General features: G+C 61.1%; 14 protein-coding genes. 6 read left to right on the forward strand and 8 right to left on the reverse strand.

The window, feature by feature from the left end; all coding sequences use genetic code 11:
• Position 1: 1 nt before the first annotated feature.
• Positions 2-904 carry a LysR family transcriptional regulator gene (locus PseAD21_RS10090; protein WP_102355633.1) on the reverse strand — a complete coding sequence of 301 codons (903 nt, stop codon included), beginning with the start codon at positions 902-904 and terminating at the stop codon, positions 2-4.
• Positions 905-1,007: 103 nt separating this feature from the next.
• Between PseAD21_RS10090 and PseAD21_RS10095 the strand changes: the two genes are divergently transcribed.
• The 4 genes from PseAD21_RS10095 (at position 1,008) to PseAD21_RS10115 (ending at position 4,523) form a co-directional block, all read left to right on the forward strand.
• Complete coding sequence (locus tag PseAD21_RS10095; protein WP_102355547.1) at positions 1,008-1,340, forward strand: multidrug efflux SMR transporter; 333 nt, start codon at positions 1,008-1,010, stop codon at positions 1,338-1,340.
• A 198-nt stretch (positions 1,341-1,538) separates the two neighbouring features.
• Entirely contained in the window at positions 1,539-2,714 is a 1,176-nt protein-coding gene (locus tag PseAD21_RS10105; protein ID WP_102355548.1) for an FAD-binding oxidoreductase, read from the forward strand.
• A complete protein-coding gene (locus PseAD21_RS10110; protein ID WP_102355549.1) occupies positions 2,711-3,523 on the forward strand; it encodes an aldo/keto reductase in 813 nt (270 codons plus the stop codon). Before PseAD21_RS10105 ends, PseAD21_RS10110 begins: the two co-directional genes overlap by 4 nt.
• 31 nt (positions 3,524-3,554) lie before the next feature.
• A complete protein-coding gene (locus tag PseAD21_RS10115) occupies positions 3,555-4,523 on the forward strand; it encodes a metal ABC transporter ATPase (RefSeq protein ID WP_102355550.1) in 969 nt (322 codons plus the stop codon).
• Positions 4,524-4,613: 90 nt separating this feature from the next.
• On the opposite strand, the gene hldE is transcribed toward PseAD21_RS10115, so the two are convergent.
• The 4 genes from hldE to msbA form a co-directional block, all read right to left on the reverse strand.
• A complete protein-coding gene (hldE, locus tag PseAD21_RS10120) occupies positions 4,614-6,035 on the reverse strand; it encodes a bifunctional D-glycero-beta-D-manno-heptose-7-phosphate kinase/D-glycero-beta-D-manno-heptose 1-phosphate adenylyltransferase HldE (RefSeq protein ID WP_047600743.1) in 1,422 nt (473 codons plus the stop codon).
• Positions 6,036-6,137: 102 nt separating this feature from the next.
• The gene (cysC, locus tag PseAD21_RS10130; RefSeq protein ID WP_102355552.1) at positions 6,138-6,749 is read right to left on the reverse strand and encodes an adenylyl-sulfate kinase; all 612 of its coding nucleotides are present in this window, start codon (positions 6,747-6,749) and stop codon (positions 6,138-6,140) included.
• Positions 6,742-7,446 (reverse strand): sulfotransferase family 2 domain-containing protein, encoded by a 705-nt coding sequence (locus PseAD21_RS10135; protein WP_102355553.1) that lies wholly within the window; start codon positions 7,444-7,446, stop codon positions 6,742-6,744. Before PseAD21_RS10135 ends, cysC begins: the two co-directional genes overlap by 8 nt.
• A 233-nt stretch (positions 7,447-7,679) precedes the next feature.
• Positions 7,680-9,482: a lipid A export permease/ATP-binding protein MsbA gene (msbA, locus tag PseAD21_RS10140; protein ID WP_102355554.1), complete on the reverse strand. Its 1,803-nt coding sequence runs from the start codon at positions 9,480-9,482 to the stop codon at positions 7,680-7,682.
• A gap of 153 nt (positions 9,483-9,635) precedes the next feature.
• Here msbA and PseAD21_RS10145 point away from each other — a divergent pair, with 153 nt between their 5' ends.
• Together PseAD21_RS10145 and PseAD21_RS10150 are read left to right on the forward strand one after the other, a co-directional pair.
• Complete coding sequence (locus PseAD21_RS10145; protein ID WP_102355555.1) at positions 9,636-11,498, forward strand: bifunctional O-antigen ligase/aminoglycoside phosphotransferase family protein; 1,863 nt, start codon at positions 9,636-9,638, stop codon at positions 11,496-11,498.
• Positions 11,498-12,715: an acyltransferase gene (locus PseAD21_RS10150; RefSeq protein ID WP_102355556.1), complete on the forward strand. Its 1,218-nt coding sequence runs from the start codon at positions 11,498-11,500 to the stop codon at positions 12,713-12,715. Before PseAD21_RS10145 ends, PseAD21_RS10150 begins: the two co-directional genes overlap by 1 nt.
• 18 nt (positions 12,716-12,733) lie before the next feature.
• Here the strand turns inward: PseAD21_RS10150 and PseAD21_RS10155 are convergent, their stop codons facing one another.
• From PseAD21_RS10155 to PseAD21_RS10165, 3 genes are read right to left on the reverse strand one after another with little or no spacing between them, the layout of a single operon-like run.
• Positions 12,734-13,636 (reverse strand): glycosyltransferase, encoded by a 903-nt coding sequence (locus tag PseAD21_RS10155; RefSeq protein WP_102355634.1) that lies wholly within the window; start codon positions 13,634-13,636, stop codon positions 12,734-12,736.
• Positions 13,637-13,650: 14 nt separating this feature from the next.
• The gene (locus PseAD21_RS10160) at positions 13,651-14,805 is read right to left on the reverse strand and encodes a glycosyltransferase family 4 protein (protein WP_025110200.1); all 1,155 of its coding nucleotides are present in this window, start codon (positions 14,803-14,805) and stop codon (positions 13,651-13,653) included.
• Complete coding sequence (locus PseAD21_RS10165; protein ID WP_102355635.1) at positions 14,802-16,238, reverse strand: PIG-L deacetylase family protein; 1,437 nt, start codon at positions 16,236-16,238, stop codon at positions 14,802-14,804. The genes PseAD21_RS10160 and PseAD21_RS10165 overlap by 4 nt, the downstream gene beginning before the upstream one ends.
• Between the last annotated feature and the right edge of the window lies 1 nt (position 16,239).

The following is a 16,239-nucleotide window of genomic DNA, read 5'->3' on the forward strand; positions in this document are numbered from 1 at the left end:
TTTATCGACTTTTGTCGCCAATCGCCCGCAAGTGCACGGCAAAACGTTCAGCCAGCCAGCGCGCGGCAGGCCCTAATGGCTCATCCCGGCGCCAGACCAGTTCCACCACCAGCGCTGGCGGTGTCCATTCGCTCTCCAGCTCAACCATCAGGCCCTGGTAAGCCGAGTACTGCACCACGTGCCGGGGCAGCCACGCCCAACCAAGATCACGCACCAGCCATTCGGCCATCACGTAGAAACTGTCGGCACGCCACACCTGCGGGCTGGCTGGCTCGTTGCCGGGATAGACGCTGGTTTGCGTCGACATCAACAGCTGCCGGTGTTGCGCCATCTGCTGGCAGGTGACGTAAGACTGGGTCGCCAGCGGATGATTGATCCCGCAGACGGTGACCATTTCCACCCGGCCCAATACCCGGCGTTCCAACGCTTCAGGGATTTCATCGTGATAGAACAGCAGGCCCAGATCGGCGCGGCGCTCGACCAGTTTGCGCGCGACTTCGCCCTGAGCGGCGCTGGTCAGTTGCACTTCGAGGCTGGGAAATTGCTCGGCCAGAGCGTCGAAGCTTTCCACCAATGCCTGATATGGCATCGCTTCGTCCTGAGCCACGCGCAACTGCGCTTCCTGGCCGCGCATCATCGCCATCGCCCGGCCGTTCAGGCGCTCGCATTGACGTAACACTTCCCGGGCTTCTTCGAGCAGCGCTTCCCCGGCTTCGGTGAGCCTGGGTTGCCGTCCACTGCTACGCTCGAACAGGCTGACGCCCAGATCATCTTCCAGCATGGCAATTGCACTGCTGATCGCCGACTGCGCCTTGCGCTGCTGGCGGGCCACGGCGGAAAACGAGCGTTGCTCGGCGACGCTGACGAAGGCGCGCAGTTGTTCCAGATTCCACTGGGTATTCATGGCTTGACCCATCTTAAAATCAGATAGGTGATGACTTTACCCCATCTGGCGAATCACTAGAATGCCGCCTCAGCAATGCAACGTTTTACATGAGGATTTACACATGAACGCTTACGCCTACCTGGCTATCGCCATCTGCGCCGAAGTGATTGCCACCGTTTCGATGAAAGCGGTCAAAGGCTTGAGCACCCCGCTGCCGCTGATCCTGGTCATCGTCGGTTACGGGATCGCTTTCTGGATGCTGACGCTGGTGGTGCGCACCGTTCCGGTGGGCGTCGCCTACGCCGTGTGGGCAGGCATGGGCATCGTGATGGTCAGCGTCGCGGCGCTGTTCATTTATGGGCAGAAGCTGGATCTGCCGGCGATGCTCGGCATGGCGCTGATCGTGCTGGGTGTGGTGGTGATTCAGCTGTTCTCCAAGACCGCCGGGCACTAACGGCAAAGCACATTCCCCTTGTAGGAGTGAGCCTGCTCGCGATAACTGTCTGTCTTCAACATTGATGTCGGCTGATACACCGCTATCGCGAGCAGGCTCACTCCTACAGGTTCGCGGCGTCCCTGTTGATCATCGACAAATCCCCTCTTTTCCCGAGTCTGTATACTGCGCCCTCGTCTTGAACACTGAGGTCGTTGCATGCCATCCGTTATTTCCACCGACGTTCTGATTGTCGGCGCTGGTGTCGCCGGCCTCTGGCTGAACGCGCGCCTGCGCGGTCAGGGTTTTTCGACCGTGCTGGTGGAAAGCGCCAGCCTCGGCGGTGGGCAAAGTGTGAAGTCCCAGGGCATCATTCACGGTGGCGCCAAATACGCCTTGCACGGCGCGCTGACCGGCGCTTCGGAAGCGATCGCCGACATGCCGCGCCGCTGGCGTGAGGCGCTGGCCGGCAACGGCGAACTGGACCTGTCCGGCGTGCGCCTGTTGTCCGAAGCGCATTACCTGTGGTCGCCAGGCACTCTGGCCGGCAACCTCACCAGTTTCTTCGCCAGCAAAGCCGTGCGCGGCCGCGTCGATCAGGTCACGGGCGATCAACTGCCGCCAGCGCTGCAAGACAAGCGCTTCAAGGGCAAGGTCTATCGCCTCGCCGAACTGGTGGTCGATGTGCCGAGTCTGATCCAGCGCCTGGCCGATCTGGCCGGTGACGGTTTGCTCGCCGGACAAACCATCGAGCCACTGCTGGAAGCGGGCGTGCTGGTCGGCCTGAAAGTCGACGGCCGCGAAATTCGTGCTCAGCGCATCGTCCTCAGTGCCGGGGCCGGTACCGCCCAATTGCTGGAGGACCTGGGCCTGACCCAACCCGCCATGCAACGTCGCCCGCTGCACATGATCATCGCCAAAGGCCCGGGCCTGAAGCCGCTGTATGCTCACTGCCTGGGCGGCGGCACCAAACCGCGCATCACCGTGACCACTCACCCGGCCGCTGATGGCAACTGGGTCTGGTACATGGGCGGCGACATCGCCGAAAGCGAAGGTGTGCACCGCGAGCCGGCCGAGCAGATTGCCACGGCGCAAAAAGAAATCGCGCAGTTGTTGCCGTGGATCGACCTCAGCACTACGCAGTGGGCGACCTTGCGTGTCGATCGCGCCGAACCGCTGCAAACCGGGCTGACTCGCCCGGACAACGCTTTCCTCGCCGAACAGGGACGCCTGCTGGTCGGCTGGCCAACCAAACTCGCACTGGCGCCAGACTTCGCCGACCGGGTCATCGCCTCGCTGGAACGCGACGGCATCCAGCCGCAAGCTGCCGAGCCATTGCCGGCGCTGCCGAAACCACCGATGGGCGTACCGGCCTGGGAGCAACTGTTGCCATGAGCGTAGCGACCCTGCACGAACTGCATCGCCCGCTGGGCAGCACTGGCCTGCTGGTTTCTCCGCTGGGCCTGGGCACGGTCAAGCTCGGCCGCGACCAGGGTGTGAAATACCCCAACGGGTTTCAGATCCCTGACGATGACGCAGCACGTATGCTGCTCAAACAGGCGCAACAACTGGGCATCAACCTGATCGACACCGCCCCGGCCTATGGCCGCAGCGAAGAACGCCTCGGCCCGCTGCTGCGCGGCCAGCGTCAGGACTGGGTGATCGTCAGCAAGGTCGGCGAAGAGTTTGCCGACGGCCTGTCGCACCATGACTTCAGCGCCGCGCATACGCGGATGTCGGTCGAGCGCAGCCTGCAACGTCTTGAAACCGACTTTATTGACCTGGTGCTGGTGCACTCCGACGGCAACGACCTGGCGATCCTTGAGCAGGAGGAGGTCTACGCCACCCTCGCCACGCTCAAGGCCGAGGGCAAGATTCGTGGCTTCGGCTTCTCCGGCAAAACCGTCGAAGGCGGGCTCAAGGCGCTGGAGCAAGGTGACTGCGCGATGGTCACCTACAATCTGAACGAACAGAACGAGAAGGCAGTCATTGACTATGCTGCTGCCCACGGCAAAGCCATCCTGGTGAAAAAGGCCCTGGCCAGCGGCCATGTGTGCCTGAGTCCCGGCGTGGACCCGGTGCGCGCCAGCTTCGAGTTGTTGTTCCAACAACCCGGCGTTGCCAGTGCTATTGTCGGGACGATCAATCCGCTGCACCTCGCCCATAACGTTGCGACCGTTGCCCAGGTCCTTCGTGGTCACTGACGCCGCCCCGCGGCCTTAAGCAGGAGCCGACATGCCGCGCACGCTCATCAGAAAGAACCCGAGCAACTTCAAGACCCTGCCGCTGTTCGTCGAAGCCACGCCCGAAGGCCTGACCTATCAGAGCGTCGGCATGCCGCTGAACTTCGCCCAGACCTTGCAGCGGCGCAAACCGGTGAGCGTGGCGGACGCCGAGCGTTTCGCGTTGGAGCTGGCCAACCTCGGAGTCTCGGTGCGCCTGACCCTGCATTGGCAGAATCGCGACTACTGGGTGTTGGTACGCCAACGCCGCCAGGATCGCGGTGACGTGGTGCTCAAGCTGATTTCCGGTTACGTGCCGGCCCATGAGCTGAACATCCCGCTGCACACCGCGATTCAGGAGATTGCCGAAGAGTGCCTGCTGGAAACCCCGGAAGGCTGGCTCGGCGGACGCTTCAACGACACCTGGCTACCGGCGCCCTACTCGTCCGCGCTGCATTATCGCGAGGCCCTGCCGTTTCGCCTGACGCCGCTGTCCGGCTCGGCGCGGCCGGTGCGCTGTGCCAATCTGCAATTATTGGAGCGTCCAAGGGCCTATGTGCATTTGCCCACCGCGTCGCTGCAACTGATCTATGACCTGCGCCTGGACGTGCCCAAGGAAGCCAAATCCCTGAGCCTGTTTCATGTCGACGAGCGGCTGGAAGGTGATCAACTGGTCGCACGTCTGGACCGCAAACGCCCGGACCTGTACCTGATGCCGTTGCAGGACGGCGAGCCGCTGGCCGAACTCTACACCTTGAAAAAAGGCCAGCTGTCTCCGGCAGGCACGCGCGGTCTGTATCTGGCTGAAAGCTTTGCCAAACAGGATGGCTGGCTGGTGCGCGAGGAGCGGATTCGCTGGAAGGACTGGTTGCGTCAACAAGGCCTGACGCCACCGGAGAAACCCACTGGACTGGCGCGGTTGCGTGGCAAGGCCAAGCAACTGCTGAAGAAGATCGTACCGCGCAAGAAAGTCAGTTCCTGAAACGCAAAAAATCGCAGCCTGCGGCAGCGCCTGCAGTGGAATACATTTCCCTGTAGGCGCTGCCGCAGGCTGCGATCTTTTCAGCTTGAATCAGTGACCGCGGATTTTTTCGACAATCGCCGTTGTCGAGCTGTTTTCCACCAGCCCCAGCACTTTCACCGTGCCGCCGTACGCCTTGACGATGTCCGCGCCGACCACCTGGTCGATGCCGTAATCACCGCCCTTGACCAGCACGTCCGGCTTGACCTCGCGCAGCAGGTTTTCCGGGGTGCCTTCCGGGAAGCTGATCACCCAGTCCACCGCACCGAGACCAGCGAGGACCGCCATGCGTCGGTCGACACTGTTGATCGGACGTCCCGGGCCTTTCAGGCGGCTGACGGAGGCGTCATCGTTGATCGCCACGATCAGACGGTCGCCCTGGGCACGCGCCTGCTCAAGATAGGTCACGTGACCGGCATGCAGAATGTCGAAGCAGCCGTTGGTGAAGACGATGCGCTCGTTATGCGCGCGGGCATCAGCGACCGCCAGTACCAGTTGCTCGAGACCCAGAACACCACGTTCCGAGCCTTCTTCACGCTGGATCGCGCGGCGCAGTTCCGGCGCGCTGATTGCAGCGGTACCGAGCTTGCCGACCACAATACCGGCTGCGAGGTTGGCCAGCGCGACGGCGTGCGGCAGTTCTTCACCGGCGGCGATCGCCGCCGCCAGCGTGGAGATCACCGTATCACCAGCACCGGTCACGTCGAACACTTCACGGGCACGGGCCGGCAGGTGCAGCGCCGGATGCTCCGGACGCAGCAGAGTCATGCCGTGTTCGCCACGAGTCACCAGCAGCGCGCCGAGTTCGAGGTCGTGCATCAGGGTGGCGCCCTTGCTCACCAGCTCGTGCTCATCGGCGCAACCGCCGACGATGGCTTCGAACTCGCTGAGGTTCGGCGTGATCAGGCTGGCGCCACGGTAGATCGAAAAATCCTTGCCCTTGGGGTCGGCCAGCACCGGAATGCCTTTGGCCCGGGCGGCCTGAATCAAGGCCTGATGGTTTTTCAACGCGCCTTTGCCGTAGTCGGACAGCACCAGCACCTTGATACCTTCCAGCAGATCGTCGACCTGCGAGGCCAGGGCCAGTGCATCGGTGGCAAACGGTTCTTCGAAGTCGATACGCAGCAATTGCTGGTGCCGGCTCATGACCCGCAGCTTGACGATGGTCGGTTGATGCGCAATGCGCTGGAACAGCGCGCGCACGCCCGCGCCCTTGAGACTGTTGCTCAGGCTGTCGGCGGCTTCGTCATCACCGGTCACACCGACCAGCGACGCCGGCGCACCCAGCGCGGCAATGTTCAAGGCAACGTTGGCAGCACCGCCCGGGCGGTCTTCGATTTGCTCGACTTTTACGACCGGAACCGGTGCCTCAGGGGAAATCCGTGAGGTTCCACCATGCCAGTAACGGTCGAGCATGACATCGCCGACCACCAAGACTGGGGCTTGATCGAATCGCGGCATGGACAACTTCATGGAGCAACCCACATACAAAATGAACAGGGGCGCGATATTAACACAGGGTTGGCGCAGGCTTGAGTGCCGCCTGCAACAGGATGAAACAGCTCGGTATTTTGCTTATTTTTTGAGCACCAACGCCGCCAACTGCTGGCAGGCTTCGGACAAGTCGAGGTCCTCGGTATCGATCTGCCACTCGGCTGTCAGCGGCGGTTCGTAAGGACTGTCCACCCCCGTGAAGTGCTTGATCCGTCCTTCCCGTACGGCCTGATACAGACCTTTTGGATCGCGGCGGGCACAGACTTCCAGCGAGGTGCTGACATGCACCTCAATGAACGCGTCCTGCGCAAACAGCCCACGCGCGGCGTCGCGTTCGGCGCGGAACGGCGAGATGGCCGCAACGATCACAATCAACCCGGCGTCGACCATCAGCCGCGCCACCTCCGCCATGCGCCGGGTGTTTTCCCGGCGACAGGCATCACTCATGCCCAAGTCACGGCACAGACCGTTGCGCACGTTGTCGCCATCGAGCAGAAAAGTGTGCCGACCGAACGCATGCAGGTGCAGCTCGAGGGCATTGGCCAGGGTCGACTTGCCGGCACCGGAGAATCCGGTCAGCCACAGGCAGCATGGACGCTGCGCCTTGAGCGCTGCCCGGGCCTGATGCGAGAGTGCCAGACCATAAGGCCGAATCGCGAGCGGCTGTACCGCCTGTGACAAGAACTCATTCATAACCGAGCAACTCGTAGTCACGCTGATAAACCCGACGCACCAGGCGCCGGGTGCGTACGCAACAGAACTCACGCGCAGGCATCGATTGCCGCTCCCGCGAGCTGTTGACGTGAGGCAACTGACTGTTCAGCCCCAACTGCTCGCAGACCAGAGCAAAATCGCGCGCCAGGTGCTCCTGGTAACCGACGAAATCCAGTGCCAGGTGCCCGAGCGAATCAACGAGAAAGTCAGTCTGTGGCGCGAAGTGCAATTGCCGGGCAATGGTTTCCGGGTGCAGCCAGCGGGTGACAAAGTCGTCGAAATCGCGGTATTTGCGCACCATCTGCTGCGCCGGGTGGTCACGCGTGCTCAACGCGTTGCCACGCAGAAAGGCATAGGCCGAATAGGCGCGCTCCAGCGGGTCGCGGACAAAAGCGAACTTGAAAGCCTTCGCGAACTGTTCGGGAAATTGCTCTTCGTACCAGTACAGCGGCAAATGCCCGGGGCGCCAGCCGTCAAACATCGCCGTGCAAATGCTGCTGCCGGCGCATTTGGGGACGTGGATGAACAGGCAGGAATGCTGCTGGAAGGCTTGGGGAAACGTCAGGTTGGCCGACATCGATTTGTTCACCACCTGGCGATCGACCACCGACAGGCGCCCCAACAGAAAGGCCCGCTGCGGCTTGGGCAGCAGTTTCCAGAGATAGCGTTGCAGCATGAAAGCACCCGCGCGACGGGGATGGCCCCCTCGATGAAAGTCAGAGTTCGTTGAGGAACCTTAACAAGCGCGGTGCCCGGATTTATTCCGGTTTGGTCAAGAAGGGTAAAGGTCTGGATACAAACGACTGTGGGAGCGAGCCTGCTCGCGATGGCGTGTGCTCATTCGACATGGATGTCGTCTGTTGCACCGCTTTCGCGAGCAGGCTCGCTCCCACAGGGTAAGGCCTGGAATCAGGCGATGTCTTCGGCCGGGGCATCGAGGCCCATGGCATTGAGACGTGCGTAGTAGCCGTTCTGTGCCAGCAACTGATCATGGGTACCGCGCTCGACAATTCGTCCCTGATCCATGACCAGAATCAGATCGGCCTTCTCGATCGTCGACAGACGGTGGGCAATCACCAGCGTGGTGCGGCCCTTCATCACCTGATCCAGTGCCGCCTGAATGTGCCGCTCGGATTCGGTATCGAGCGCCGAGGTGGCTTCGTCGAGAATCAGCAGCGGCGCATTCTTGAGCAGTGCACGGGCAATCGCCAGGCGCTGGCGCTGGCCACCGGACAGCAACACGCCGTTTTCGCCGACCTGGGTGTCCAGGCCTTCAGGCAGTTGCGCAATAAAATCCATTGCATAGGCATCACGCGCCGCTTTCTCGATGTCCTCACGCGGTGCACCGGCCAGATCGCCATAAGCGATGTTGTTGGCCACGGTGTCGCTGAACAGGGTCACGTGCTGAGTCACCTGGGCGATGTGACGACGCAGGTTGAGCAGTTTGTACTGTTCGACTTCCACATCGTCGATGAGGATTTCGCCCTTGTCGTGGTGATAGAAACGCGGAATCAGGTTGGCCAGCGTCGACTTGCCGCTGCCCGAACGCCCTACCAGCGCCACCATCTGCCCCGGCTGGACCGAGAAGCTGATGTCGTCGAGCACCTGACGTTCGGTGCCCGGGTAGGTGAAGCTCAGGTTGCGCACATCCAGACGACCGCTCACCGCGTCGCGCTCGACCGTACCGGTGTCGACTTCCGGCTCGACGTCCAGTTGCTCGAAGATGCTCTCGGCGCCGGCCACGCCTTTCTGAATGGTCGAGCTGACTTCGGACAGTTGGCGGATCGGCTTGGGCAGCAGGCCCGCCAGCGTGATGTAGGCGACCATGTCACCCGCCGAGGCGTCACCGCGCAGAAACAGCACCAGGAACATCAGCACGGCCATGGCGGTGTAGATCACCAGTTGCAGCATCGGCGTATAGATCGCACCGGTGCGGGTCATGCGCAGTTGCTTGTCGGTGTTGCTCTGGCTGGCGTTGAGGAAGCGTTGTTCTTCGTAAGCTTCGCCGCCGAAGCTGCGTACCACGCGATAGCCCTGGATGGTTTCCGAGGCCACATGCGTGACGTCGCCCATCGCCAGCTGGATCTTCTTGCTCTGCTTGCGGAATTTCTTGCTCGCCGTGCGCACCATCACGGCGATGAGCGGCAGGATCGCTACCATCACCAGCGTCAGCTTCCAGTTCATGAACAACAGCGACGCGAACAGGAAGATCACCGTCATCCCTTCACGGATTACGACCTTGATCGCATCTGTTGCCGCCCCCGTGACCATGGTCACGTTGAAGGTGATACGCGAAATCAGGTGACCGGAGTTATGCTTGTCGAAATAGCGGTTGGGCAGGACCAGCAGGTTATTGAACAACTGCACACGCAAATCATGCACCAGTCCCAGGGAAACCTTGGCCAGGAAGTAGTTGCCCAGATAGGAACCCAGCCCCTGCCATGCGGCGATCAGGATGATCAGCAGCGGTACGGCCTGCAGCAGTTGCAGGTCACGCAGGTACGGAACGGAGGGGAACAGCACCGCTTCAGGGTTGGACAGGCCATCGACAAAGTACTTGAGGATGTAGCCGAGCATCGGCTGCGTCGAGGCGAAAATCAGAAAACCGACGATGCTGATCAGAAACAGACTGATGTACGGCCGGACATAGCCGAGCAGGCGGAAGTAGATTTTCAAGCTCGAAGGGCTTGCGGCTGGACTGGAGTCGGTCATATCACGCGAAAGTCGATAAAAAGGACGCTGACTTTAGCACAGCTTCTTCAGGGTTCTGGCAATCGGCGAAAGGCTGGTATTGTTAAGCACCTTTTCCGCATCAAATAGCCATCATCCGAATGGTCGATCAACTTCAGGATTGAATCTCACAGCATGCAACTTCGCGGCTTCAGCAGTACGTCCAATCGAATTTTCGATTTCATTAGCCTGTGGATTCTTCCCACCGGCTATTTCTTGCTCCTGTGCGCGCTGTTCTTTTTGCCGGGCCGAAGCCTGCATCACAAGCTGTTTTATGGACTCTTCAGCATTCCGACACTGATCGCGCTGTGTCTGCGCCCGCGTGAACTCAAGGAACTGTTGCGCGAGCCGATTTTCCTCGCGGTCCTGCTGTTCGCGGCGTGGGCCCTGCTCAGCCTCGCCTGGGGACCTGGAGGCGAGCCCTTCGGTGGAATGCTGAAGCCGCCACTGCATACCCTGCTGCTGTTCGCCGGCTGCTACCTGCTGGTGCGCTATCGCAGCGATATCCTCCAACCGTTGCTGTTCGGCGCGGCACTGGTGGCCCTGATCGCCACGACCATTTTCCTGCTCATGTTCGCCCGGGTCTACGAACCGGGGATGCGCCTGATCGGCGGTGGCGCCTTCGACAATCCGCTGCTCAGTTCGCACCTGTTCGGGTTCTTCAGTGCCTACTGGCTGAGCGTGACCATGACCTGCAAACGCCGCCAGATGATGTGGCTCAGCGTACCGGCAATGGCCATCATGTTCATGGCGGTGATCGGCACCGGCTCCAGAACGCCGCTGGTGGCACTGACCATGGCGGCGCTGTGGCTGTGCTTCATCTGCTGGAACCGACGCTCGGTCGGGCTGCTGATCGCGCTGGCCCTGAGCGGCGCGGCCGTTCTTGGCCTGTTTGCGCAGATGATCACCGAGCGTGGCGATTCCTACCGCCTGGAAATCTGGCAGAAAGTGCTGCACATGATTGCTGATCATCCGTGGATCGGCCATGGCTACAGCGCCAGTCTTGCCGTCGACCCTGGTAACGGTGTCAGCTTCCAGGAGCCGCACAGCTTTGTCCTGGGTGTCCTGTTTTACGTCGGCATCATCGGCCTGCTGCCCTGGTTGTTTTTCCTCGGGTGGGGGCTGCTGAGCAGTTGGCGCCAGCGTGTGCAGCCACTGCTGATCATTGCCTCGACCTGGCTGGTATTCGGTATCGGTGCCGGGCTGACCGAAGGCGGCGGAATCATTTCGCGACCCAAGGAGCACTGGTTCCTGCTGTGGATCCCGCTGGCACTGATCGCGGCGCTATGCATCAATCAACGCGCGCGGCGCCTGTTGACCCTGCCGGTGCAAAAACTCACGGCGACAGGCCTTGAGCAATTGAGCAGCGCAGCCCAGATCATTGAAGAAGATGGCCTTGGCCCGAAAGTGCTGCGCCTGTCCGACGGCAGCTTCCTCAAATTGTTCCGCCGTCGCCGCTGGTACACCTCCGGCAGTTTCAATCCTTACTCCGAACGCTTCGCGGTCAACAGCGAACAACTGCGCCAGAAGGGCATTCCCACACCGCAAGTCTTGAATCTGTACCGTCTCGACGACGGCAGCAGCGCGGTGCACTACGCACCCTTGCCGGGGCACACCCTGCGCCAGGTGCTGCAAAGCATCACGGCCCCGGCAGTGCGCCAGGCGCTGGTAGAGCGCTTTGGCAAATTCATGGCGCAATTGCACGAGAAAGGTGTGTATTTCCGCTCGCTGCACCTGGGCAACGTACTGGTACTGGAAGATGGCGAATTCGGGCTGATTGATCTGGCCGACCTGCGTATCTACCCTACCCCGCTCAGTCTTTCTTTGCGCCAACGCAATTTGCGTCATATGCAACGTTACACTGTCGACAAACGCTGGCTGTTCGAGGATCACCTCGATGCGTTGCTCCAGGGGTACGCCATGACGGCGTCTAAATCCGCGGTTGAAAATCTGCACAGGCAAGTGCTGGCCGGCAACACACCGGCCCGAGTTCACTGATGACCGAAACCAATCCTGTATTTGCGCTGGCCGCCTATCTGCTGGCCATCGTCACCTCTGCCCTGCTGTTGCGCGCGGTGCCGAAAATCGCTCGGCACCTGCAGCATTCCGGCGAAAGCCGCTATGCCAGCATCGACGGCCTGCGCGGCTATCTGGCGTTTGGCGTATTCGTGCACCACTCGATCATTACCTGGATCTTCTTGCGCACCGGAGTGATCGACTTCCCCCCGAGCAACTTCTATTCGATGCTGGGCCAGGGCAGCGTTGCGCTGTTCTTCATGATCACCGGGTTTCTGTTCTGGAGCCGCCTGCTCGCCCAGGGACGCAACCACGACTGGCTGGCCTTCGGCGTCTCACGGGTATTTCGCCTGTATCCGCTGTACCTGCCGCTGATGCTGCTGGTGTTCGTTTCGGTCTTCCACTTGCAGAACTGGCAACTGAAAGAGCCTGGCCTTGAGCTGTTCAAGCAGATTCTCGCCTGGCTGACGTTCGACCGGCCGGACATCAACCAGTACCGTCACTCCGGCATGCTGATCTCCAACGTCACGTGGACGCTGGCCTATGAAGTGTTTTTCTACCTGGCCCTGCCACTGGCCGGGCTGGTGTTCATCTACCGCGGCAGTTGGTTGCAAGTGGTGCTGTGCCTGCTCGGCATCTACGCGCTGTACCAGTTCATCGGCTGGGAGCATTCGCTGAAGAAGCACTTTCTGGCGAGTTTTCTCGGCGGTATCGCGGCCGCGTACTGGATTCGCCGGCCGGCGCTCGTGGCATGGAGTCAGTCGCGCCTGGCAGGCATCATCGCCGTGCTCGCCCTGGTGATTGCGTTCACTGCGTTCAGTCGGGCGTTCAAGACGGCACCGCTTTTATTGCTGTCGCTGTTTTTCGTGATCGTGGCGTCCGGCAATAATCTGTTCGGTGTGCTGAAACCGCGCAGCATTCGCTGGCTCGGCGAGATCAGCTACAGCACCTACCTGCTGCACGGTTTCGTCCTGTGGCTGATGGTTCAACGGTTACCGCTGCTGCTGAATATCGATGCGCGGGAAACGTCGGTGTACCTGCCCTTGGTGGCCGTCTGCACGTGTTTGCTGATTCTGATCAGCAGCGCGACCTTCCTCTATATCGAGCAACCGGGCATGGCTGCCGGCAAGAAGGTTGTGCACTGGTTGCGCCAGCGCCAGAAGGGCGAAAAGCATCTTCCGGAGAAAGTCGCTCGCTGAGTGCGGGCGACCGTCGCCTCAGTCCTTTTCCAGCGGAGAAAAGAGCAAACGCCCCAATCCGCGCCAGGTTTTCTTGTTCCAGGCCTTGAACGGGATCTGTGCCAGCAGCTCGCGCGCCAGCTTGCGATTGCGGTTGGCGGTCTTGAGGAACATCGAGTTCAGCGCCTTGAAGCGCACTTCGTCGTACAACGGGTGATCGCTGAACAGCGCATAGGTGCGCAGAATGTTCTCGATCATGAAGCGATGGTTCTTGTACGAGTTGGTGGCGTGCTTGCGGTAGCGTGCCATCACCACGTTCAGACCGTCGATGAAGTAACCGGCGCGGGTCACCTTCAGTTCGATGTACAGGTCTTCAAGACGGATAGTCGGATCGAATCCTCCCACCTTCTCCAGCGCCTCGCGACGGATCATCAGGGTCGGTGCCGGTGGATAGGGCTTGCGCTCAAGGAACATGTCATCGAAATCGAGGCGGCGGAACGGCACGTCGCGACGCTGACGCTTCTCCGGGTAAAGGCTGCCGTCGGCGTGCATCAACTCGATGTTGCCGGCACAGATCCCGACTTCAGGCTTGCCATCCATGTACGCCACCTGGGTGGCAATACGCTCCGGATACATGATGTCGTCGGAGCCGAACGGCACGATCAGGCTGCCCTTCGAGCGGGCGATGGCACCGTTGAGGGTGTTGGTCAGCCCCTGATTCTGCTGCACACGAAAATCGAAACCATACTGCGCCTGCAACGCATTGATGCGCTCGACGCTGTCGTCCTTCGAACCGTCATCGACCACCAGCAGCTCAATGTTCTTGTAGCTCTGGTTGAGGACGCTGAGGATGCTTTCCTCAATGTACGGGCCGTGGTTGTACGAGGCGATAATGACGGTGACGAGGGCGTTTGCTTCGCTCGCGGCGTTCTCTTCGCTCATGGCTTTTTCTTCGCTCACGGCTGCTCCTTGCGAGCCTGCTCCAGGCCTGAATCGATCAGGTCCAGATATTCCTGACGGAACACCTCGATGTCGTGTTGTTCCTGTAGATAACGGTAGGCCTGCTCGCCCTTGGCCTTGAGTTCGTCATCGGACAGCGCCAGATAGTTATCCAGCGCCGCGACCAGACTCGGCACATCCTTCGGCGTAATTGCCAGCCCGCCGGCACCTTCGATCAGCGGCAACATGGCGGGCACGTTCGAGGCGATCACCGGCAGGTGACCGCTCATGCCTTCGAGCAACGCCAGCCCCAGGCCTTCGGCCAGCGACGGCATGGTCCAGATGTCGAACGCACGCACGTACTGCAGGGCGTTCTCCTTGAACCCCAGCAGGTGCGCGCGGCCGCTCAGGCCCAGTTGCTCGATCTCCGCCGCCAGTGGCGCTTGCAGGCGCCCGGCGCCGATGATCGCCAACTGCGTGTTCGGGTATTTGTCTTTCAGCGCGGCAAAAGCCTGCAACAGATAGGTGTGGCCCTTGACCGACACCAGTCGGCCCAGTGCGCCAATCAAACGCACATTCGGGTCGATGCCCAATAGCTCACGAGCTTTTTCGCGGCTGTGCTGCAAACCTTCGGCCTGCTCGATGTCGATGGCATTGGTAATGGCGTAGGTGTTTTGGTCAGTAAAACCGCAATCGCAGTCCAGCAGGTACTGTTTGACCGCCGGCGACACGCCGACGAAACGCCAGTGCCGATCAATCAGGCGCTGGGTCTGGCGGCGCCGGTAAAAACGATCGTATTCGCCGAAACCGTGGGAGATGCCGATGCACAGCGGCACCTTCAACCAGCGGTTGAGCGCGAGCATCATGTTCACCGGCTTGAAACGGTTGCAGATCACCACGTCGAACTTTTCCCGGCGGCAGAACTTGTACAGCTGCCACATCGCCCGCAGGCGCATGCCCTTGAGCGACTTGTCGGAAAACTCGAAATACACCGAACGGTCGGCCCGACTGACCGGCTCGCCCGGCCCCGGTTTGCCACGCAGGAACGCGGCGGTGACTTCATAGCGATCCGACGGCAACGCCTTGACGATCTGCTCGGCCAGGTCGGCGAAATCATGGGCTTTGACGTTGTAGTCGGGTTGCAGCTGCAACACCTTGGACCGTTGACTCATGACTCTCCCCGCTGATCGCCCGGTTCACCGTGCTTCAATAACCAGAACAATTCCTGGCGTCTGACCGCTTTTCGAAAAAACTCGTTTTCCCCATACACCGAGGGTGCCCGACCGGCCAGCAGGCGCTGAATCACTCGGCGCAGGCGGCGCTTGAACGGGGCCGGTGGCTGCAGGTCATGCATCATGCCCAGCGCCATGGCCTTGTCTCGCTGCTGTTCAATGGACAGTGGCAGGCACAGCGGCTGCATCGCCACGGTCGATTCGAAGGCCGGCGGCAGGGCAATGCCCTGCCCGGTGTTGCCCATCGGCCAGCGGTCGTTGTCGTGCAAATGGTTGGCGTAACCGAGCAGCGTCGGCTGCCAGTCCAGACCGTGCAAGGCCTGCAAGACCGCTTGCTGGGCGCAGATATGATCAGGGTGCGGATCGAGGGTAGGATGCGGCAATACGATCACGTCCGGGCGCGCGCGCAGCAGCACTTCACGCAGGTCGGCCAGCAGATTGTTCCAGGTCGGCGCGCCATCGGTGTCGCCCGGCAGGGTGAACGGATTCAACTGGCGAAACAGTCGCGTGTCGTTCAGGTCAGCTTCCCGCGAACCCACCGCCTGATTCGGCGCAACCTGCATCGCTGCCAGTTGCAGGCAGAAATAACCGAGCTGCACGCAGTTTTCCTGCGGCACGCCGGCCCAACGCGGCACGGCGAGGCTGTCCCAGGCACGCAGGCGACCCTTGAGCCGCGCCGCCTCGACTTTGTTCATGCCCATCTGCTGATAATGTTCGGCTTCGATCTCGCCAGCGGTCAGGGTGACGATCCAGGTTTCGTCGGCCTGACTGTACAAGCCGTAGGCTGCCAGCTCGGCATCGTCGGCATGCGGTGCAATCACCATCACCCGTTGACGACGGTAGTCCGGTTGTTCCAGCGCCCACAGCACCGGCTCGCCGGCCACCCGGCAGAACCGTCCGCGCAGACGCAACTGGCCTTGCGACAGGGCTTGCGCCTGACCGCTGAGGTTCAGGTAACGCACGCCATTGGCGCCGCGCTCGAAGCTTTGCGCATCCGGATTCGTTCCGCCGAGCAGTTCGACGCGCGGATCGAAGAAGCGTCCGAGCCAGCTGCTTTTGACCCGCACCGCGAGAATCAGCGTGGCCTCGTCCACCAGCATCACGCCCTCGTCCAGGCGCAATCGCTCGCCGTTCAGATGAACCTTCGGCTGCGGAGTGAATGGTGGAAAGCTGTACTGGTAATCGTCTTTCGGCGAATAGAACAGATGATCGGCAAACCACGCCTCGTGGGCGATCCAGCCGAGCACCGCAAGCACCAGCGGCAACCACCACGCGACCAGCACACCGAGCGTGATCAACACGATCAAGGCGATCAGCAAGGTGATGCGTTTATTGCGACGATGACGCTTGAGCAGTTGCTGTTTGCGGCTCATG

Source organism: Pseudomonas sp. AD21, from assembly GCF_002878485.1.
Taxonomy (GTDB): Bacteria; Pseudomonadota; Gammaproteobacteria; order Pseudomonadales; family Pseudomonadaceae; genus Aquipseudomonas.